16 protein-coding genes are annotated in these 22,489 nt (G+C 38.1%); all 16 read right to left on the reverse strand.

Features of this window, described 5'->3' with window-relative positions:
- Window positions 1–14: 14 nt before the first annotated feature.
- Complete coding sequence (locus KI375_RS01800; protein WP_212971823.1) at window positions 15–869, reverse strand: carbohydrate ABC transporter permease; 855 nt, start codon at window positions 867–869, stop codon at window positions 15–17.
- Window positions 866–3,232 (reverse strand): DUF5696 domain-containing protein, encoded by a 2,367-nt coding sequence (locus tag KI375_RS01805; protein WP_212971824.1) that lies wholly within the window; start codon window positions 3,230–3,232, stop codon window positions 866–868. The genes KI375_RS01800 and KI375_RS01805 overlap by 4 nt, the downstream gene beginning before the upstream one ends.
- A gap of 12 nt (window positions 3,233–3,244) precedes the next feature.
- Complete coding sequence (locus tag KI375_RS01810; protein WP_212971825.1) at window positions 3,245–3,859, reverse strand: YIP1 family protein; 615 nt, start codon at window positions 3,857–3,859, stop codon at window positions 3,245–3,247.
- Complete coding sequence (locus tag KI375_RS01815; protein ID WP_212971826.1) at window positions 3,856–5,337, reverse strand: hypothetical protein; 1,482 nt, start codon at window positions 5,335–5,337, stop codon at window positions 3,856–3,858. The genes KI375_RS01810 and KI375_RS01815 overlap by 4 nt, the downstream gene beginning before the upstream one ends.
- A 13-nt stretch (window positions 5,338–5,350) precedes the next feature.
- The gene (locus tag KI375_RS01820; RefSeq protein ID WP_212971827.1) at window positions 5,351–6,214 is read right to left on the reverse strand and encodes a carbohydrate ABC transporter permease; all 864 of its coding nucleotides are present in this window, start codon (window positions 6,212–6,214) and stop codon (window positions 5,351–5,353) included.
- A gap of 4 nt (window positions 6,215–6,218) precedes the next feature.
- Window positions 6,219–7,199 carry a carbohydrate ABC transporter permease gene (locus KI375_RS01825; RefSeq protein WP_244852172.1) on the reverse strand — a complete coding sequence of 327 codons (981 nt, stop codon included), beginning with the start codon at window positions 7,197–7,199 and terminating at the stop codon, window positions 6,219–6,221.
- 14 nt (window positions 7,200–7,213) lie between these two features.
- Window positions 7,214–10,186, reverse strand: a complete 2,973-nt coding sequence (locus KI375_RS01830; protein ID WP_212971828.1) for an extracellular solute-binding protein — start codon at window positions 10,184–10,186, stop codon at window positions 7,214–7,216.
- A gap of 705 nt (window positions 10,187–10,891) precedes the next feature.
- A complete protein-coding gene (locus KI375_RS01835) occupies window positions 10,892–11,854 on the reverse strand; it encodes a glycoside hydrolase family 43 protein (RefSeq protein ID WP_212971829.1) in 963 nt (320 codons plus the stop codon).
- A gap of 112 nt (window positions 11,855–11,966) precedes the next feature.
- Window positions 11,967–12,728 (reverse strand): carboxylesterase family protein, encoded by a 762-nt coding sequence (locus KI375_RS01840; RefSeq protein WP_212971830.1) that lies wholly within the window; start codon window positions 12,726–12,728, stop codon window positions 11,967–11,969.
- Window positions 12,729–12,801: 73 nt separating this feature from the next.
- Complete coding sequence (locus tag KI375_RS01845) at window positions 12,802–14,721, reverse strand: prenyltransferase/squalene oxidase repeat-containing protein (protein WP_212971831.1); 1,920 nt, start codon at window positions 14,719–14,721, stop codon at window positions 12,802–12,804.
- 169 nt (window positions 14,722–14,890) lie between these two features.
- Window positions 14,891–15,820, reverse strand: a complete 930-nt coding sequence (rbsK, locus tag KI375_RS01850; protein ID WP_212971832.1) for a ribokinase — start codon at window positions 15,818–15,820, stop codon at window positions 14,891–14,893.
- A 267-nt stretch (window positions 15,821–16,087) separates the two neighbouring features.
- The gene (locus tag KI375_RS01855) at window positions 16,088–17,170 is read right to left on the reverse strand and encodes a glycoside hydrolase family 172 protein (RefSeq protein ID WP_212971833.1); all 1,083 of its coding nucleotides are present in this window, start codon (window positions 17,168–17,170) and stop codon (window positions 16,088–16,090) included.
- A 458-nt stretch (window positions 17,171–17,628) separates the two neighbouring features.
- Window positions 17,629–17,772, reverse strand: a complete 144-nt coding sequence (locus tag KI375_RS01860) for a hypothetical protein (protein WP_212971834.1) — start codon at window positions 17,770–17,772, stop codon at window positions 17,629–17,631.
- 61 nt (window positions 17,773–17,833) lie between these two features.
- Complete coding sequence (locus tag KI375_RS01865; RefSeq protein WP_212971835.1) at window positions 17,834–18,829, reverse strand: LacI family DNA-binding transcriptional regulator; 996 nt, start codon at window positions 18,827–18,829, stop codon at window positions 17,834–17,836.
- A 432-nt stretch (window positions 18,830–19,261) separates the two neighbouring features.
- Complete coding sequence (locus KI375_RS01870) at window positions 19,262–20,629, reverse strand: ABC transporter substrate-binding protein (RefSeq protein WP_212971836.1); 1,368 nt, start codon at window positions 20,627–20,629, stop codon at window positions 19,262–19,264.
- A 948-nt stretch (window positions 20,630–21,577) separates the two neighbouring features.
- A complete protein-coding gene (locus tag KI375_RS01875; protein ID WP_212971837.1) occupies window positions 21,578–22,486 on the reverse strand; it encodes a DUF1002 domain-containing protein in 909 nt (302 codons plus the stop codon).
- Window positions 22,487–22,489 lie beyond the last annotated feature (3 nt).

The following is a 22,489-nucleotide window of genomic DNA, read 5'->3' on the forward strand; positions in this document are numbered from 1 at the left end:
GACACTCCCTCCCCTTAATTATCAGCCAAACCTTTACGGAATATCAGAAACACGACCCCCAATATGATAAAAATAAAGATAAAATACAACCAACCAATGGTAGATCCATACGCATAATCATTTGATACAAAGACAGTATGCAACAAATGATTCATAATTCCGTTATCAGGATTGGTAAAGGAATTCACAATTGTGAACAATGTATTCACAAAAATCATCGGGATTAACATGGGAAAGGTGATTTTCCAAAAGGTTTCCCAACTTGTCGCCCCATCCATCTTTGCTGCTTCATACAAAGCTGGAGACACGGTTTGTAATGCGGCTAGGAAAATTAAAATTTGTACGCCGGAATCCCACATCACAAGCGTTAGGGAATCGGCATACTTGAGAAGTGGTTCCAAGATGCCTTCCGGGATAAAATGATTCAGCTGGCGATACAATGACCAATTTGTAAAGATTGGGAGGTTAGCCGAACCTTGTTGTAACAACTTTCGAAGGGCTTCCCCTGAAGCAATAATGACTGGAAGAAAGAAAACTCCTCTAAAAAAAGTTCTGCCAAATGTTTGGCGATTCAATAAGACTGCACTAAACATAGAAAATATAAGAATCAACGGTACATGTGTCACAAGATCTTGCATTGTTTCCGTTAATAAGGGAACAAAATGCACATCGGTTGTAAAGGCTTGGCGATAATTTTTTAAGCCAACAAAAGTAGCTACTAGTCCTTCTTTTGTCGGTTTTAAATCATTAAATGTATAAAAAAGGGATCGTCCTAGTGGGACAGCCATGAAGAGAAAGAATCCAACAATCCATAAAGAGACAAAGGAATAACCTTCAAGTATATGTCTAGTCTTCATTGAGAGTTTCATGATTCACTTCTCCTTCCTTTTTGTACCAAATAGTCAAGCCCCTCTATTAATATCCCGTCTATTTCTTTCGCCTTGCGATTATAATTCACTATTACTTCGGTTCCATTTTCATAGGTTGTTTTATAGACGTTTCGAGACAATTCTTCATGTCCAACCATGGTTTGTCCGGCTGTTTCTTGAGTTACTTGTAAAAAACGATCATATTCTTCCATAGAGCGGTCAAACCAGAAGTGAAAGCTCGAACTAAATAACCGGTCTTCCATTGTTCTTTTTAAATGATCTGTAGATTTATAGGTTAATTCAAAATTGGGACTAGCCCCATATTCGATCGCTCGTAATAAATCAATACGCTCATCATTTCGCAAATTTGATGGCTTCCCAGTATAAGGAATATAGCCATGAACAACCATTTGGTAAAAAGGGACCGTTTCATCCAGATTAACAAAATGACTTGAGTCCATCGGAATTTTCTGAATCCCATCTACATGTCCTAGCACATAGGCAAACCCATAATCAACAGAAACCTTTCCGATCGAATCCGCAAATTGATCCAAAAGATTGGTCCAAGCTTCTTTCGTGTCTTTTCTACTGGTCAATTTGATTCGGTCTTGATCGGAATATAATAGCTCTCCTATATGGTCTAAGTGAATTCCTTTTATACCTATATCTTGATATTTTTTTATTTCTCCTTTAGCATTTTCCATAGCTTTATCAGGGTTCATTAAATAAAAGATTTCATCAGAATTACTCACCCTACTCGATACATGGTAATTTGAATTCTCCATTATTTCACGGTCAATCCCCCTGATTGCATCTTTCGAGGCAGATACTCCTTTACTTTTAGCAAAGGGCCTTATATAGTTTGTATCGAGATAGAGATCAATGCCTACACTCTCAGCATACTGAACTAAATCAGTTAATTTTTTCTTTCCCCCTAACTTACGTTCAACCGGAAAATGTTTGGGTTGATTTCCATAAATACCTTTTTGAGACCAGCCTTTCAATGTAATCTTCAATGAATCAATCCCTTGATCAACATATGTACCGATGATCTCTTTCACCTGCTCAAAAGTGGTCATATCAATAAAAGTGGATCCTACAATCTCATCTCGCATAATTCCCCCTACAAGGGTAATCGAGAGAGGCTGCATTTGATCTTCTTCCTGTTTTTGCAGTACATCTTCTTCAATTAAATGATTACGGTAAGCCTTTGCCATTCCAACATAATCAGCTTCTTCGTCTTCTAATAAAACATATTTTATCGTTCTATCTGCTTTGTTTCTTTCTCCTTGGAATAGAGGGATACCTCCTGAAGAACCAATGAATACTGTATCTTGATTACGATAAAAGAATTCTGCTCCAGCGTGATACATATTAATATTTCGAATACCAGCGGGCGTTGCATTAATATTGGCTGTTTCTTCCCCTTCCGTAATTATCGCTAAAAACCCTTTGTCTGCTTGATAAATGCCGTAAACAGGTAGAGCTACTTTCTCCTTTGGTGCATCTGCAATGATTAACCCGCTTGCTAGCACTTCGCCACTATCTTCATTAAAAGCTTGGTCTGGACCATATACCGGTTCCGAATAGCCACTAAAGTATTGAGGATGTTCTTTTCTTACCTTCATTAGCCCACCAGATCCATCTGGAAGAAAAACAGCGCCCTCATCTAACCCTTCATAAGCCGCACCGAAAAAAGGTAAAAGCTCTAAGCTTATCAGGCGAATCACGCCTTCTTCTCTAACTGAATCATCTGGAATAGAGGCTTCAAATCCATCAACTGTCAGTTTGTATTCAACGGAAAAAGATATATCAATGTCTTGAAGTCCAAAGTCAACGCGCGCTCCATCCTCTATCGTGGTAATATCCATTGTTGTAGAACTTTCTTTCAACGTATATGTGTTCGTTATACTTGAACCTTCTGTATACGAGATATAGACAGGCGAATCCATATACGCGATATTGTTCGGCAAAGTCTTTTTTGACATTCGTGGTCCGCCAAACCATTCATAGCCTGAAGCTTTATTTACAATACGAATATTTCCACTCTCTTCATCAATATACATTTTCCATTTTTCATTTTCCGCCACTTGTTTCTTCGCAGTGGTGGGAAGCCACTCGATTTTATCAAAATCTTCTTCTTCACTGACCATCTCTTCAGAATCTTCCATTTCGGCATTCAAATCGCTCTCCTCGTTTGATTGCGTTTCTTCCGTAAGATCAGTACTTGCTTCGTTCTCCTCCTCTTCTTTGATCCCTACTTCAGCTAAACTGCTCAAAGGATAGAAGCTGATCATGATGACGCAACCAATGAACAAAATAATGTTTTTTCGATATGCTCTTACAAACTGTTTCTTAATCAAAATGTCAACCTCCTATACTCTGAAGCGAATTTCTTTGAATATATCAAAGAAAAAGATCACGAACTGGCTTAGTAATCCATATAGTAGAATGCCTAGGAACCAAATAATCCCAACAGCTAATATGGTAATGAATGTAATAAAGATGAGTTTACCAACTTCAAAGTCATGAAGAACCTTAAGTTTGATTAAAATGAGTAGGCCGCTCCAAGCAAAAATCAATATTGTCATGACAATATAAACATTATCCTCGCTTAGAGCTAACATATTAGTCAAAAGGGTGACAGGAATAATGAAGAGAATATAGGGTGACAGACAAAATGCACTCCCAATTAAAAGTTCTTTGAACTTCCCTTCCCCATCCAGAATCGTACTCACACTCCAATTCGCAATACACCATGTGAGCCAAGGGACAACGATCCAGATCAATTCATGCCCATAAGAGATTTCATACGCTTCCCGTGTTTCGAAATGATAACCTATTAATAAAAGAGACCCCATCCTAGCTAGGAATGTTAGAAAGATCAATAGAATGCCTTGGGACCACTTTAGACGATTGGGCTCTTGAATATCATGAAAAAAGTCTAATGGATGGATTAAAATCTGCTTCATCATATTTACTGTCGTCATGATACTCTCCCCTCCCCTTTCATCGCTGATTCTGTTCTACTTTTGGGGTTACTTTTTTTCTTAACCAGTCGGATCATCGCTGGAATACCATAACGAAGAACTATAAATAAGATAATCAGACCTGAGAAAAACCAAGCAAAATGTTCCCGAACAAATTCAATCCGATAAAGTCGGAATGCTTCAGAATAATCTTCTCTTGCGTTCGCCATCTTAAAATAATACATCGCATCCTTGTAATCTTCATTCTTATACAATGCTTTGCCAATAGCATGATAAGCAATATCAAAATTACCATTTAATTGGATAACTTCTTCCCAAATATCCTTTGCCTCTTCATAATGACCATCGACATATAATTTTGACGCTTTATGAACACGATCGGCAAAAGGAGTTGTTCGAAACAAATCGACACGATTGCGTCCCTTATCAACAACGTAAATAATTCCTTCTGAATTTTCCGCTAAACTAGATGGTGTCGTAAACACACCATTCTGTGCACCATTCCCTCCAAAAACGAATAAAAGATTCCCTAGCTTATCATATTGATAGACTCGACTTGATGTTAAGTTCAATGCCGTTATAAGGCCATCTTCATTAATAGACACATCAACAAAGGAAGATACTTTAAATGGTCCTTCATAACTTGTTAAGTCTCCATAAGTATTATTTGCCTGATTTAGTGTATCAACACCAACTGGAGATAGCCTTTTAATTTGATTAATATCAGTCCCCAGAGTTGTTGTATAAATGAATCCCTCACTATCTTGTGCTAAATTTGAATAAGCTAGCGCTCGAACGGAAGGTAACTTTGCTTTTTGTTCATCCGTGGCAATCAGCCTCACAATTAAATTCTTCAAACTAAATGGAACATCATTGGAACCAAAAAACCCTTTAAATTCCCCCATACTATCGATCTGCATAAGTCCTTTGGTATTCCCCTCACTTACAACATAGAGATACTCTCTTTTATCAACGATCAATTTTGAAGGAGAATAGGAAAATTTTGCACCGAGTAGCGGGCTGCTTGGAGCTGTTAGTTCTTTTAGGAATTCTCCATTTTTGTCAAAAATGGCAATCCGCTGATTTTTCGTATCTGCTACATATACCATTCCATCTTCTTTCACAAAAACTCCTTTCGGTCCATTTAACATTCCTTCTCCCTCAATATCGCCAATCACCTTGATCAATTCATTATCCTCATCAAGGTGGATAATGCGATTATTGCCAGTATCGGTTATATAAATGGAGTCATCCGGAGCAATGAATATATCCTCAGGACTATTGAATGAACCTGTAGGCAGATAGGCTCCATCAATCGATCCATCATGCAAATAACCATTTATAGATCTGACATCCCTCTCCTCAGTATCCCAAATATACCCTTCATATGCCTCTTGAGCCCAGCCTTCAAGTGGAAAAAGAAACATGACAACAAGTGCTGGAATGATGCAAATCCATTTGGATAAAGAAATTTTCAATAACTCCACCCCCCTACTCTTTCATCCCTGAATGAGCCATCGTTTGCAAAACCATTCGCTGGGTGATAATAAATACGAAGATGGTTGGAATAATCATTAAGAAGCTTGCAGCAGCTAATGTCCCTACACGGGCAATGACTCCAGCCCCCCCGCTAATGGAGGTAATTGCAAATGGAATGGTCTTAAGCTGGTCTTTTGTTGCATACATCGTCGAAGCATAGGGATCATTCCATGCCTGAATAAAACTAAATAACGCAAATGTCGCTACAGCTGGTTTTAATAAAGGAAAAACAATGGTCCAAAGAATCCGCCATTCCGACGCCCCCTCCATTCGAGCAGCCTCCAAAAGGGAATCGGGAATCTGCTTTAAAAACTGAATCATTAGAAATATTCCTACTGGAGCAGCTAAACCTGGTAAAATCATTGCCCAATACGTATTCATCATGCCAGACCGGCTGATAATTAAATATTGTGGAATCTGCAATACTACGGGAGAGAACATTAACGCCGTAACAATTAAGCTGAATACCATGCTCTTAAAAGGCATCGTGTGTTTCGCCAATGGATAGGCTGCCATGGCCGAAATAATAACCCCGAAGAACACAACAGCGGATGTCACCAGTACACTATTGAAAATATAACGGGAAAAAGGAACAGTCGTAGTCCCAGTAATAAAAAATAGGTCTCTGAAATTCACTAAAGTGGGATTAATCGGGAAAAATCTAGGCGGAAATAAAAATAATTCACTAATCGGCTTTACTGATGTCGATGCCATATAGACAAGTGGCGAAAGAAACAACAAACCGCCTATCGTCAGAAATGTATATAAAAAAATTCCGCCCCAGTCTATTCGCTTTCGCTTAATGCTTGTTTTCATCCGTTTAATCCTCCCCACCTAGAATTCTAAAAATTAATCGATTTAGACCAAGCATGATCAGGAATAACACAACTGCTATCGCTGAAGCATATCCCATTTCAAAACGTATGAAGGCGTAATCATGTAAGTGAGATAAAATTGTATGCCCGGCATACAATGGACTAGGAAAACCAACCAATTGTGTGCTCACATCAAATATTTGCAGCGAGCTAACCACTTGCATCACAGCACCAAATAGTAATTGTGGTTTGATAGACGGGAGGGTAATATACCACAATTCTTGCCAACGGTATTTTACTCCGTCCATTTTCCCAGCCTCATATAACTCTTTTGGAACATTTTGCAAACCAGCCAGAAAAGCAAGAAAACCAATTCCCATACTCATCCACAAAGACACAAAGATAATCACCGGAATAATCGATTCCACGTTTTGTAAAAATAAATACGGTTCATTCAAAATTCCCAGTTTGATTAAAGTATGATTTAGTAACCCCTTTCGATCTCCGGCAAAGAAATATAACCAAACAACAGACATCGCAACTGCACTGGTGACCGAGGGTGTATAGAAACATAATGTATAGAAGAACCGAAACTTTTGCTTCACTTGCGAAATCAGCCAAGCCAAAAAGAAGGACATAATATATCCAACTGGCCCTGTTACAAAAGCTAAAGTAAAGGTCACTCCGATCGCTTTTAAAAATATGTCATCATCTACAAAGAGAAGGCGATAATTAGACAATCCTACAAAGTTAGGGCTTTCCACAATATTATAGTAAGAAAAGCTAAGACCAATCGAAGTGAAAATTGGAACAATTGTAAAAGTTGTAAAGAATATAAGGAAAGGCGCTAAAAGAAAATACGAAATTTTATTTCTTTTCATCTCTAGCCATGTTTTTCGCCATTTTCCCATTGGAAGCTGCTGATTCGATCGTTCTTTTACAATCGAAACACCATTTGTTTTAGCTGTCGCTGAATCCATAGGCATTTTTCCTTTCCCTCCTATTCATCGTGACTTTTAGATTGAGGTGTTTCCAATCCAAATTCTTCACGTTTTTTCCGGAGTTCTTTATTGATTTCTCTCACTCCTTCTTCTACTGATTCTCGCGCCATTTTTCCATTTAAGACAATCTCATTCCACATATTAGCGATATGACGAGTTGTAAAATATCCACCAACCACTACTTCTCTTTCTCTAAACCATTCCCACTGCTCCAAAATCGCGTCTAAATCAGTTTGTTCCCATGGAAGTCTTCTTAAAGCCTCTACATTCGCCGTGTTCCAGCGTGCTTCCACACCAAGTAATGCTTCTAGTTCAGACCCAAATCTTTCTTGGGCATCAGCACTTGTCCACCATTTTAAAAATTCCCATGCCTCTTCTTTCATCTCAGAATCTTTAAAGATGATACCAGTTTGACCTAACCCTCCAGTGGAACGATTAATTTGACCATCTGGTTGCTCGATCCCTGGATGCGGTTTCATATCCCACCAGCCCGTCAATTCAGGCGCGGCTGTTGAAAGCAAAATATAAGTGGAATAATCCGCTACCCCAATCGGCATTTCTCCAGAACGAAAACGATTATAAAAATCAGCTTGCTTTTCAATCTTGTAGTTTGTGAATAGTTCTGTCCACATCTCCATGGCCTTTAACGCTTCTGGAGAATCAAGTTTCGACTTCATTCCTTCTTCATCATAGAGATCTCCATTATGTTGAAATAAAAATGGCGCAAATTCATTAACCGCCACATTCGGATCATTAGGAGCGTGTGGATAATAGAAATCCATTCCGTTTTGCTGTAAAAGCGGGATTAATTCCATCACCTCTTCCCATGTATCTGGTATTTCATCCTCCGAAATGCCTAATTCCATCATGATATCTTTGCGGTAAAAAAGCATATTAAAGTTTTGATTTTCCGGAACGGCGTAGTCTCCACCATTATATTTATAAGGAATCAGTGCTCCAGGCCTAAATCGATCAGCGACTTCCTCATAGTCTGGAAATTCATTTAAATTCACTAGCGCATTCCTCACAGCAAAATCAATAGGTGTTTCCCCTTCTACACCTAATGCAACGTCAGGGGTCAGTCCCGAAGTATTAGCAAGCAACAAGACTTCCATTTGTCCCGATGGAACTATGTTTACATTTACTTTAATCCCGGTTTCAGTTGTAAAATCTTCATCAATCATTTGTTTAATAATTTGCACCCAATCTCGACCACGAGCAATCCACACATCTAAAACTTTTTCATCCTCATATACATTTCCTACACCGTTGTAGTCCCGAACAAATGAATCAGCTAAATCGAATGTACTCGTTTTCATCTTTGTATACCACGGTGCGGTGGCCTTTGGCCACTCCTGATCCGGTGACTGTATTAAAATATAATCAAGCAGTAAACTCTGGGAGCTCAAGCCATTAATCCAAGTTCCTAATTGTGATTGCATGTCATTAATAGATTCTAGTTTTCCTGGAATAGATGAAGGTTTATCTGCCATCGCAATCAGCGTGTCACGCACTTCTAATAATGTACTAATATCGGAGCTGCCTTCTTCTACTCCCAAATCATAAAACGATTGCACAACATCATGGATATTTCGAGCCATAATGTGTAAACGTGGAACTAAATTAGGGACACTGTCCTCTAAATTCCAATCAATATTTGGATCTGGACTTGTACCTGTTACCCGAATTACTTCCCGGTACAACAAAGAGAGTTTGTTCGTCACTACACGAATATCTTCAAGCATTGGACCGATACTCCCTACCTGTACTTCCATGCGAAGCGTGTGTGACCCCTCTTCGAGATAATAAAGGTAGTCTTCCTCTTCTGTCCCTATGCCTTCCATTTGCCAGCCAGCTTTATATGGAAATAGAACACTGTTCATCTCTTGAAATGGTAACTGACCATCAATCGTTATTTTCCTTTCTGTCGGCATACCATTTAAAAAATGTTGGCCAAACCGAGTTCCAATATTATATAAACCGCTTTCAATAATTTCGAAATTCCACTCAGCCCATTGCTCTCCATTTCTCCAGCCATCTCCCCCAAAGGTATTTAAAGCAATTGCATGTTGAATAAATGGCTCCGTTGATGGTTCCCGATCTTCAACACGTTTTAAAGTCGGATCAGATCGTAACGTTGAATCCTCCGCTTGCAATTTGATTTGAACACCTTTAGTTTCTTGATAGCCTTTTTTTACATACTCTTCTTTGACATTCTCATATGTAGGGTAATGAATAGGTGAGAAAATATGAATGTTTCCCATAGCGGCGGGTTCACGCACCCCTTCAATCCGAATCACATGCTCACCCTTTGTAAGGTAAAACCGAAGTGGTTCCGCAACTTTTGCTTCCGAATCCCTAAACTCTTTATATTGCCAGCCTGATCGTTCTTTTCGGGCAGGGTTAAATTCATTGCCCTGATTGTCATACCAGGATTCACCTTCTTCTTGCCACATGCGTTGAAATGTCAACTTCTTCGCTTGAAAGGTAGGATATTCTCCATCTACTTGTAAACTTCTTACTACATTGGAGCGCTTTCCCGGCAATGCATAATAATCCATGCCCATTTGATAGTAACCATCTTCTGGAACACTAAAACGATACTCCACCCATCCCTCTTCATCCATAATCGCAACAGCTTTATCAAATGGTTCTCCGAGATCATTCATCATCTCGACTCCTTCGTTGCTCATATCAGAATACTCTTTGGAGGGAATCTGCAAGTCAAAACCTTCCGTATCTGTGATCCCTTCTATTTCAGCCGCTTTATAATATTCATATACGGATGGTTCTAATAATTCTGAAATATCCTCTTCAGCTAAAATTGATCGTTCCTCAATATCATTATATTCAGCAACTGCCTCCATCACAGTATCGTTGTAACCTTTTGTTTGTATCCAATAGATGACCGTAGCTGTAAGTAAAACAATGACTGTTAAGCTAATGGCATACTTACGAAGTAGCTGTAACACGTAATCCCCCCATTTCCATCTTGAATTACGAGATTATAGATTTCTTTTACCTTATCAACTTGCTGGAATTAGGAATTCTTCAAATACACTGATTCTTAAAAATACAAACAGTAAACTAACCTCCCTTATATAAAAAAAAATCAAATACATTTTTAAATTTACTTATCAATGTAATCGTTTACACATATATTTATTATTATATTAGCGTATATGAATATCCAAAGCAATGCTTTTTTGATTATTTTTTATTTTCTTACTTGTGTTTTGCATAATCATAGCTTGAGTACTAGTTCTTTTCCAAATTCTTGCCTTTAATAACTTTGAAAAGCTTCTCATGATGACTCAATTAACTCTGTCAAATTCCATAATTCATTGACTTCGGCAGCTATCCATGAAAAAATATTAGATCCATATACTGCTTTCGTAAAACGGAAATAATCAGCAAGTGTATCCCCCGACAAAATGACCGTTTATGTTAGACCCAAGATTGCCGATCAACAGACCATAGTAAAGAATATTTGCCTTGTGCTCAATTTTCATGAACGAAAAATACTCTTTGATACCAAACATGAGTAAAAAAAGATTAGTCATAAATACTACTTAAATCTGATTGAAAATAAAAGGAGCATGAATTCTCCGTTCAGAAGTGGTCGAGGATACTCTTATCGATAAGATCAGCTTTTTCTTATTATCGTGTTTGACTTATTATAGTTGAATCTGTTGCTGATCAACTGTTGGCCCGTCTATTTTTAATTTTCCGTCTACAAAAAATAAGCGATCAATACACATTTGCCGATTTCCACTCGGTTTTTTAACATCCGTGTGAATATGATATACAATATAAAGTGTCTTACCGTCTGGACCGATTGTAACACTATTATGCCCCGGTCCTGAAACGCCCTTCGCTAAATCTTTTGCCAGAATAGGATTCTCATCAGCCTTATAGAATGGTCCCATTGGATGCTCTGCCACAGCATAGCCAATAGCATAATTAGGACTGGCAAAACATTGGGCTGAATACATTAAATAATATTTGCCTTGATGTTTTAATAGAAAGGGACCTTCATTCCACTGGAAATGGCCATCGATCCCTTCCCACTCGTTATCTGGTTCAAGTATTAACTTTGCATCCCCTGAACACTCAGTTAAAGATCGGCTCAACTGCTGAACATAAATTTGGCTTATATGCTTTCCGTTTATAATATTTTCTGAACAGTCTTTCACATAATAAAAATAGGGTGTTCCATCCTCTTCAATAAATAAATGTCCATCGATATAGGAACCTGCCCACTCTATGAGATTTGTCTTAATATCAATAAAAGGCCCTAAAGGATGGAGACTTCGAGCAATGGAAATTTGCAAGGATCCCTCAACAGTACGCGCACTATACGTCATATAATACTGGTTATCATAATGAATAACTTCTGGCGCCCAAAAATCACCAGTTGCCCATTTTTCTGATTGCTCATCAATTGAATAGGCTAACCCTTTTTCCTCCCAATCAACTAAATTAGGTGATTGCCACACCTTAAATCCAACATCAGGTTGGGAAGTCGCATACATATAATACATATCATCTGTCTTCAAAATAAAAGGGTCTCCAATATTAGTCATTCCACCTACTGGTTTTGTATACATTAATACAGATTTTTGATTATGATGGACCATTTTGATTCATCTCCTTCTGTGTCTAATCATTCTCATTTTATTCACTATCCTCTACTTGTGTAATCCCTTACAAAGAGGTATGATAGTCAATGAATAATTTATATTCTATCATCTATCCATCAATCTTCACTTGTTGAAACATCCATTCCACCATCTTTTTATTAGCGTAAGTCGGTACCCAGGATCCGTGTCCATATCCCAGTTGTGCGGGATATTCGGTGTAACGAGGATTTCCACCCGCTCTTTTTATACTTGCGATGATTTCCCTAGAATAAGGGACGGGGATAATCTCATCATCTTCCGCATGGAAATTCCATAGGGGCTTTTTAGCTAGCACATTTGCCTTTTCCGGATCCCCTCCACCAGCAATGGGCACCATAGCAGCAAATAACTCCGGAAAAAGAATATTTAAATTATATGTTCCGAAACCGCCTTGAGAAAGACCTGTACAATATAAACGATTGGGATCAATTGAAAATTCCCCTCGAATAGACTGTAAAATTTCATGCGCCATCAGCAAGTCATCACTTGGTTCAAAAAGCCGGCTCAAATCTATCTGATTGTGATGATCGCGCGTTATACCAAAACCACCATGCGGCAGATTACGGGCTTGCGGGGCTAAGACAAATGAGCTGTACTTCGCTTGATTTTCTGCTGTTGCCCATACCACTGCTCCATCAGACGAGAGAATATGGGATTCATTATCATTGCCTCTCTCTCCACCGCCATGCAAAAATAATACTAATGGGTAGGATTGGCCTTCTCTGTAATTTTCAGGTATATACAAACGATAAGGCATCCCTTTATAGATAAAGCGGAAAAATTTCTCTGCAATCTCTTCTCTTGTTTCAGCTACATTGGCACTGTTGTTCATAACACTTGAACATCTCCCTCTTTCAAAGATTCATAATCAACGCATAGCTAAACTTTCCTGCTAAAATGGAAAACTACCTTAATATTTCGGCCAATGAGGCGGAGGCAGATCCATTTCCCCAATCAAATATCGTAAATTCCCCTGGTTGAAATTGATCATTTTCACCATGATGAGCATTTTCCATTTCAAAACCGTAGTCCTGTTCACCGAAATGAGGAAATGTCTGTTCATATTGCTTCATAACGTGTGGATTTTCCGGACAATACATTAAATAGAACGACGCTCGCATTGCCCAGATTCCCCTAAGTTGGTATGCTCGCTTTCCGGTCAGCTCATAATAATCCAAATACGTAAGGGCAAATAAACTTTGGCGGGCATCATTCCATTCATCATCAGAAGTCATCACACCAAATCCACCGAGCATTGGTATATCCAAATATTTCGGATTCCAAATCGCCTGATAAAGAGAAAGTTCAGCTAAAACGTTCTCTCCTACTTGTAAATATCGTTGTTCATTCGTTACTTTATATAATTCTTTCAATGCTTCAGCTGTCCAGTATATCGAAAAGCTACATTGGTTGTATATACCGCTACGTGGATCCTTTTCACCATATCTTTTTCCATCCCACTGTCTGGCACATGACCAATACAACTCGAAATCTTCCCATCGGCCTTCTGGAAGTACCTGTTCAACTACAAAAGTCATTCCTTTTTTAGCCGCCCGTAAATACTTGTCCTCCCTCGAAATGCGATACAAATTCGTCAAAAGCCATACATGCATAGAGGTTTCTGGACTGTCGATCAAGTACGGGGAGATTGATCCTGTTTCTTCATGAACCCATGCTGGAAAACTACCATCCGGATTTTGCAATGTCAATAATCTTTCAACATAACGTTTTGTATAGATCAGGAGTTTTGGATCTTTTTCAATATCAGAATACCATTTTAACATCCATAAACATGTCCAAGACATATCCAATAAATGCCCATAGTGATCATGACTTTCAGGTTTCCGATCAGAATGTCCCCATACCCCATGTACAAAACTACCATTCTCATCTGCCCAATAAACAGATGGAAACAGTCCATCGGTCTGTGGAGCTGCAAGCGCAAAGTTCTTCGCTTTTTCTGCTTTCTGAATCATCTCCTGATTATGCCACTTTTCACCCCAAATCCTATAACCATATGCACTTCTTAAGCTTGAAAACCAAGCTTGATTCCACAAACTCTTTCTTTCACGCCAATTTTCTTCTTGTCCAAGACCGGGCGATTGAGTAGCTCGTACGATAAAAACACAGCCGCCAACCTTTGTTTGATTAATTGTAAACTCCTGCCAAACAATCTTTTCCCATCGTTTAAACGCCCAATCATAGGTATGCTTTACGAAAACCTCCAGCTCTTGTAAACGATCAAATTCCCCGTCCTTTTGACGCATCCTTTTTTCCCCGAACTTTTCCCAGATAAAATCAACAACCGGTTGAACATTTCTCTTTCCTTCCTCTTCCTCCTCCCACTCTATCAAATAAAAACGGAACAAGAGCTGATCTTCTTCCACCTTAATCGGCTGATCAATGCGTGTATGATAAACATGCTTTGTTTTTTCATAATGTCCCAATCCATATGTTAACATTCTATCTGATTGAACAAAGTCCATTATATGTGGAGTTCCGCGTTGTGTATCCAAAAAATCAATATCTGGAATTAAAGCAAACCGTTTATCTAGCTTTTCAAAAATAATCGCAGGGGAGCGAAACACATAGTCACCAATCACCATATTTTTTTCTGGGGATAAATGAGGCTTCCAAACACAGTTTATTCTAGGGTCGTTTACGACCATATCGATTTGTATGTGTTGAACTTCTTGTGAAGGCTGTTCCCATTTTGCTTCCACTAAAACAATTTGTTGGCCAGCCCTTTCTTCTTCCGTGATACATACAGTGCATGGTACCTCATTGAAATCAACCCAATTTTGAAGCCACTTGGGATATTTCAATTTAACCTCCTCCTTTATTCCACCAGTTTGTAACTGTTTTTTCACTGTCTGCAAAATTAGTCCCAAGATCTGAAATTCAACTAACCCACTAGCAAGATTTATGTTTACAATTTTATCTTATAGAATAACGACTCTTTTTCTACATTAATTTATTTCCTTTAAAAGAAAGTTAGGAAGTACTCGATTGAAATTCCTTAGAAAAAGCCTCAATTTCTTTTAAAGTAGGTAAGGAAGGTATCGCTCCTGCTCGTGTCACTGTTAACGCACCAGCTGCATTCGCCTGTTTCACAACTTCAAGGATTGGCTTTCCCTGCGCCACTCCAACTGCAAGAGCTCCATTAAAAGCATCTCCTGCTGCAACTGTATCATATGCTTTCATTGGAAATCCTGAAACATGAAATGAACCATCTTGACTTACAATAAAAGCCCCACGCTCACCTAATGTAATAACAGTGGTTTGAACCCCTTTTTCTAAGAGAGCTTTTCCAGCTTTTTCGGCATCCTCTTTTGTAGTTACTTTAATGTCTGTAAGAATCTCGATCTCTGTTTCATTTGGTGTAAGATAGGTGACTTTTTTCAGCAATTCATCACTTAGTTTTTGTGCAGGTGCCGGATTTAAAATAACCGGAATTTCATATTCATATGCGTAGGAAATAGCTCTATGAATCATTTCTAGTTCCATTTCCAATTGAACAACCAAAACTTTTGATCTGCGAATAAGCTCGCGAATTTTGTTCAAATCTTCGATTCCATAAGCTAAATTCGCCCCTGGAACAACAATAATTCGGTTATGTCCGTTTTCCTCCAATGTGACTGAGCCGACTCCTGTAGGATGTTCATCATCACGAAGAATATAGGACGTATCGATATCTTCTTTTTTCAATGTCTTGATCGCTTCATCTCCAAATAAATCGGCCCCTAGTTTTCCAGCCATTGTCACTTTCCCACCAAGTCTAGCAGCGGAAACAGCTTGATTGGCACCTTTTCCTCCCGGAAACCTAGAAAATGATTTTCCTATTATCGTTTCACCGTTTTCTGGAGCTCTTGGAGTGCGAACAACTAAATCCATCATAAAACTACCGATTACAAGTATATCCAATTCATCTACGTCCTTTGTTTATTATTTAATACATGCAAACAACATGTGCAATCGTTTACACTTCAGGTAAAGTTTTTGAAGGGGCTCACCATCCTTATTTTTATCATATTCCACACCTTATTTTTGCAAGTATCTTACCTATTTTTTAGGTTGCTTGATAATGAATTCTTCGTGAGGGCGAATGGGAATGTTCCGCCCCCATTGCTTTCTTTTTGATGAGTGAACCAGATATTAGGTATCTTCATTATTTCTATTTTGTATCCATACTTAAATCACTTCCAGTTCATCCTTACTTGGAAGTTTAGGAAACTCCACGTGAGGCTCTAATTGATACCAAAAGGTGGTTGAGGCAATATCATCCTGCAATGGAAGGTATCTTCCTTCAGAGCGCCACCCTAAAGCTTGAATTGTCACTTTCAACTCTTCTTCAAAACGAATTGGGTCCATAATATGCCATCTGTACATTCCAAATCGCTGTTGACTACGATACAGGCCATCAGGTTTGATGACTTGCGGTAAACCAAGGAATGGCGTTGAAAATGTCCCGTATTCACCTTGGGGATGCTCAAAGTTCCAAGCACCTCCAAAATAATCCTCTGTTCCAGTGCTGACTATGGTCGGATACTCTTTATCTCCGTCCATATAAAACTTGATTTCTCCCTCTCCCCACCAACCATTACTATTTACTTGCCAAGCAAGATAAGTTCCAACATAATGGCCTATCCCCTTAATACCATCTACTAATGTATGAACATCTTTATATTGAACAGGATTACTTCTTCTCCATTGAGCATGAAAATAAGCCATATCTTCAGGAATTTCAGTTAAAGCGTAGTTAATTTGGTAATATAACGGATATTCAACGTGATCTCTATTTTCAATGGTGATTTTTGCCGATTTTCTAAAAGGCATCTCCCAATAGGAGTTCATTCCACCTGCTGGATTGACGGAAATAGGTAAGGAATTGATATTGATTCGCTCACACCAGCCATTACAGAAAAAGTCCCCATATGGTACCTCGACTGAAGGCGTTTCTTCTCCATCCCAATACATACGAATGATCGTATTTCGCCAGTGCGCGGGAAAGCAGGTCATCCACATGCTTTGAATCACGCCAGGTCCTTCAATTTCTGCTAATGTCACGGTGTTACCTGGTTGAAGCATTATTGAGGGGGATACCTTCCAACCTTTCCCAAGCTCTCGCGCCGGCCCAGCACCTGTTCCTTCTGTGGCCATCGCTCCCTTCCCTTTTTCGCCTGTAAAGTTCTCTGCACTGATAGAGCGTGTTTTCGCTTTTGACACTCTTGATAGATTACCAAGTCCCATCCCTAATCCATTAAATTCACTCATGGTTTCATTCCTCCATTATCTTATTATAGTCTTTAAAAGAGCGATTACATTTACAAGAAAATGTTTCAACTGTCATATTTTATCTAAACGATCAAGTCAACATACTACGATTCTATTTCTCAATTTGATTCTTTTTAAAAAAATCATTTAGAAAACAATCCAGTCATAGAATTCTGTATCAATAGCATTCAACATTTTCAAAAACAAATATTTATGTAATCGTTTACACCATCATATTATACATCATCCTCCTTTTCAAGTCATTTATTTACTTTTTACAATTTCTGTTATCTATGATATTTTTTACTGCCTCTAATTGAAAAAATCGGTCCTCTATTCATTATGAATATGGCAAATTAATAGATTATATTCAAGTATATGTCCCCTCTCCTTGCATGGTAGTCGTTTACACGAATGGTAAACTTTCTTACCTCCACCGTCAATCCTCTAAAATAAGTTCACGCTGTTACGATAAAACGCCTGTTTTCTTTACGAATAGAAGAGGTTTGGGCCAATGCTTGTTCCAGAACTGGAAATCTTCTTTTGAAACTCCACCACATAATAAGTTCCCCACATCTTAAATCAAGCTCTTCTTTTTTCAAGATTTGTTCCCTTTTCCGTCTCGTTACTATGAAAAAAGGAACCAGTATTATACATTACCAATTATGTGATAATTAATTTTGGATTAAATTTTTTATGAGTTGGAATTTGTCTTTTATTTAATAATCGTTCGATCAGAATTTCCCCCGTTCGAACACCCATTTCATAAGGTTGTTGTTTTACATAAATTATCCCTGATGGTCTTAACAACTGGGCTGCCTCCACTTCACCATATGAAGCAACAACCATATCATTTGGGATTGTATATCCCATTTTTGTTAACTGCAAGAGCACGCCAAAAGTCATCGTGTTATTAACCGATAGGATCGCTGTCGGTTTTTCCAATTTATGAAGGAAATGGGAAACGGCATTAGAACCATCTTCTTCAGTAAAACTGCCATTGAATACCATATTTTCGTCTAATTCCAAATTATATTCCGTCAGTGCCCTTTTGTATCCCGCATATCTTTCTCGGCCAGTGCTAACACCCAAAGAACCGTTGACAATACCTATTTTCTTATGTCCTTGGTCGATTAAATATTTTGTTAGCTGGTATGCACCTTCAATATTATCCTCTTCAATTAAATCCAATTCCAATTCATCACTTTCTAACTTCCTATCGATAAGAATAACCGGCACACCTGAATGGTTAATTTTTTTAATAATTTCTTCGTTTTCACCGGAAGTTGCTAGAACAATAGCATCAACGCGTTTTTCCAGTAAAACTTTCATCACTTTCTGCTCTTTATTCGAGTTTTCATCACCACTAACAAATAATAAGCTATAACCAATTTCAGCTAAGGTATCCTCGATTCCACGGGAAATCTTCATAAAATACGAGTTTGATATATCTGGAATGACTATTCCAATGGTATTAGTTCGATCCATCTTTAAACTTCTTGCAATAGCATTAGGCTGATAATTTAATTGATCGGCTACAGAACGTACTTTTTCTTTTATTTCTTCGCTTGCATATCCTCTATTGCTGAGCACTCTAGAGACAGTTGCTGTCGAAACTCCCGATTCTCGTGCTATATCTTTGATTGTTACTTTATGCATACCATCGTCTCCTCTTAATTTCGCAAAATATATGTTATCGGTTACATATTCAAATAATATATATGATGAACTAGTGATTCCTCAATTGATTGCAATCTATCTAATCCATTTTATTCAATTCTCCATTCCTATTCAAGTTTTTTATGTTGATGATGAAGGATAACGTTTACAATAAATAAGCTGGAATAGAGAAACACAGAAATCAAACATTAGATAACGAGAGGAAGTGAAGTTAAGAGGAACATTTATGAATGGCGTGGGCTACTTATCCCTCTTGCGGATTATTTGAAGGGTCTGACTTCTTTCGGATTAAGTATTAATGAATAGGTTCTATTAAAACAGCTTCAGATTCTCTTGGAAATGGATTATAGTTCAACGATAAAATGGAGGTCTCCGTGAAAGTGAGAGCCCTCCATCTCCGTATTATTTATATTATTCTGCCTTCTCCATTTCCTCTTTTAATTTATCAATCTCACTTGCTAACTCTTTCATGGCATTTTCTTCGATTTGGTCTAAACTCGTTTTCGAGTCAATGTTATTTTCAATGGATTCATTAAGACCGTCAATATAATGACCCCATGCGGCCCCATCAAGAGGCGTTAATCGTCTAACAGGGATATTTTCATCAATGGAACTATAAAGTTTATAATCTTCCTGATCACCTAGAAACTCATTTGTATGTTCCTGATACCATGGCAAGGATATGATATGTGAAAAAGAGGGTTGTACCGAGTGTTCAACAAATTCCTTCCACGATTCTTCTGAGAGCGTGATCCATTCTACAAACGCCCATGCTGCATCTTTATTTTCGCCTTGGGAAGGAATCACAAATGAAGATCCGCCAAGTCCCACATTCACATCCAATGGCATTCTTGCTGCTCGCCACTTTCCAGCTTGTTCAGGCAAAATTGCTTCCAAATCACGAGCACCAAAACTGCCCATAGCAATGGAAGCAATTTTCCCTTGTTTCATTAATTGTTTTCCCTCATCTGAAAAAAGTCCTGATAGCTGTGGCGCCCAACCAATTTGAATTCCTTGTTTGACAATATCGAATAGTTCAACCATCTTGTCATTATTTCGAACCCAGTTATAATCAGAATCAAAATATCCGATTGAATCGCCATATTGAACTGCTGGTAAGTCTTGCCAATCATACATATAAATATCATTTGCTGCTAAAGTTTGCGCTGCATTTAATAAATTGTCCTTATCTCGTAAATATTCCCCCAACTCTTCGGGGTCACTTGGCAGTCCCATTTGTTCATAAATATCTTCTCGATAATAAAAAATCCCAGGCGTAATATCCCAAGGCATTCCGACAAGCCTTTTCCCATCCACTGATTTCCAGCGTTCCCAATTATAATCAGAGACAAGTTCTTGATATTGCCCTGCATCATATGGAGCTTGTAACAAGTCCTCTAATAAATCTCCAGTTGAGTATCTGGCAAATTGCCCTTGTTCTACTTGTGATACATCTGGAGAACCTTTCCCTGCAGCCAAAGTTGTTTGTAACTTATCGTGTAGTTCTCCAAATTCCACTTCAATCACATTCACTTTGATATCTGGATAATCTTTATTAAAAGCTTCTACTACCTTCTCATATATATCAGGCGTCCATGTCCAAAAATTGATCTCTCCCTCAATATCTGGAATTATTTCAAAAAGTTCTCCAATGTTACGGTCAGTTTCATTATTTCCTTCTTCACTATCTGTTTTTTGAGGATTACTATTAATTGAGCAACCAACGAACATGGTAACTGAAACGATCAATAGAATAATAATGCACCAAGATTTTCTCATTGACATATCTCCCTCTTCATAATCATTTCAATAGCTGTGCGGTAAAAGAAACAAACAAGTATTTTACAAAACACGCAATAGATGGTGATAAAAAAAGACTTAGTGTAAACATGCAATTTAGGCATTAGTCCTAATCGCTTTTTTGCTAACTCCTTGACCACACTTTAACAAAGACATATGACTTTTTAGTAATATAAATTTCTGATCAATCCCCTCCCTTTCTGTCTTTTATACAGCAGTATGATAACGTTTGCATAATAGATTATTCTCATTTAGTAAGCGCATTCATTTTTATTGTAAGAAAAACGGCTTATTAATTATATACTATATTTAGTATAAAAAACCCTTTATTTTAGAGTTTGTCCCTCTCATCAATACTAAAGTCAAGCCTCATGAATGTAGTTTTGTTTGAATCCTCTAGAAACTGAATATAATTCAACACCCTCTAAAAAGCCTTCTGTAATCGTGTACATTCTTACTCAAGGATATCAAGTACCATGCTTTTATATTGTCGTTGCTGTTTTCTTGCTTATACTGTTATAAAAAACAAACCTTACTGTGTCGATGACGCCTTAAGCTTGATATCGAATACATTTGTTTAAAATATATACGTAAACAAACTGACTCTTTTCTTACTTTCAAAAAAAGAAGCTGGAACATGACTAAAATGCTAAATTCCAAAACAAACAATGCATTTTAGCAGGGGAGCTTCCAGCGGTAGGCAGGCTATAACGGTCACATCCTGTGACCAACGCCGCTGAACCAGAACTAGTTCTCAACGCCTTCGTGACCTAAACTCTGTAGGCCTGAGGAGGCTCATCAGCCGCCCGCAGAAAGTGAAATATATTTCCAGAGCGGGGTATATGCACCTAGTAGTTCGGTTTTATCTTCAGTGAAAACACTTTTGTTCCAGCCTCTTTTTCTGTCTCTACTCTCACTGTTTAAAGATCATCCCTTAAAAAAACTAGCAATAGATTCAAATAAATTTTTGAAGAAATTGCTAACACTATCCCAGAAACCTTCATCTCCAACAACATCTTGAAGCTTGTTCTTAATATCCTTTGAAATATCTTCTAGTTGTTGTTTCACATTGTCGAAGTCAATGTCTAAAGAACGCATTTTTTCAAAAAGATCAATAAGTAATTGCCGATCTTTATCACTTAATTGAATTTCCATTTTACTTAATTGCTCTTCAACAATTTGCTCTACTTCTTCTCTTGTGACCGGGTTTTGATCAGCAATTTGTTTTTTAATTTCTGTTAAAAGCTCGCCGACTTTTTCATCATTCATGCCTTCTTTGTCCGCAAGTTCAGTAGCGATATCAAGCTCTTCATTGGCTACTTCCATTCTTCCCTTGTCTAACTCTTGGCCGCGAGATTCATAAGCCTTATAAATCCCAACTAGTGCAGAATGCCCCGTAACGGCTACAGGGGAGGCGACTTCCACAACCGCATTTTCCACACCCGCTGTTAGCATTGCATTAGCATACATCTCTTCTGTTACTTCTGTAATGTTTTCTGGTGTAACTCTTTTAATAACGAGCCCTTTTCCTTTATCTTGTAAAGTAATTTTTGCAGAGGAATACATTCTCGAATTCGGATTGCCGTCAATTAGGCGTGCCAAGTCGTCCGCTGTCACAATGATTTCCTCTACATTATCAGGGTTTTTCACTTTCAAGATCTTTCTGACTTCCTCCTTTTGAGAATCTGTCAGTGTTTCACCATAAACAACAATTGGAAGTCCAAGTTTCTCATCAATTACATCATCATCATTGGCGGCTAGCGCTGGACTTGCTGCATATAGCAAACAGCCAACTGTTAATAATAAAACAAGGAATTTTTTCATTTTGAATTTCATCTT

Origin of the sequence: Bacillus sp. J14TS2 (assembly GCF_018333015.1) — a bacterium.
Classification (GTDB): Bacteria; Bacillota; Bacilli; order Bacillales; family Bacillaceae_C; genus Lederbergia.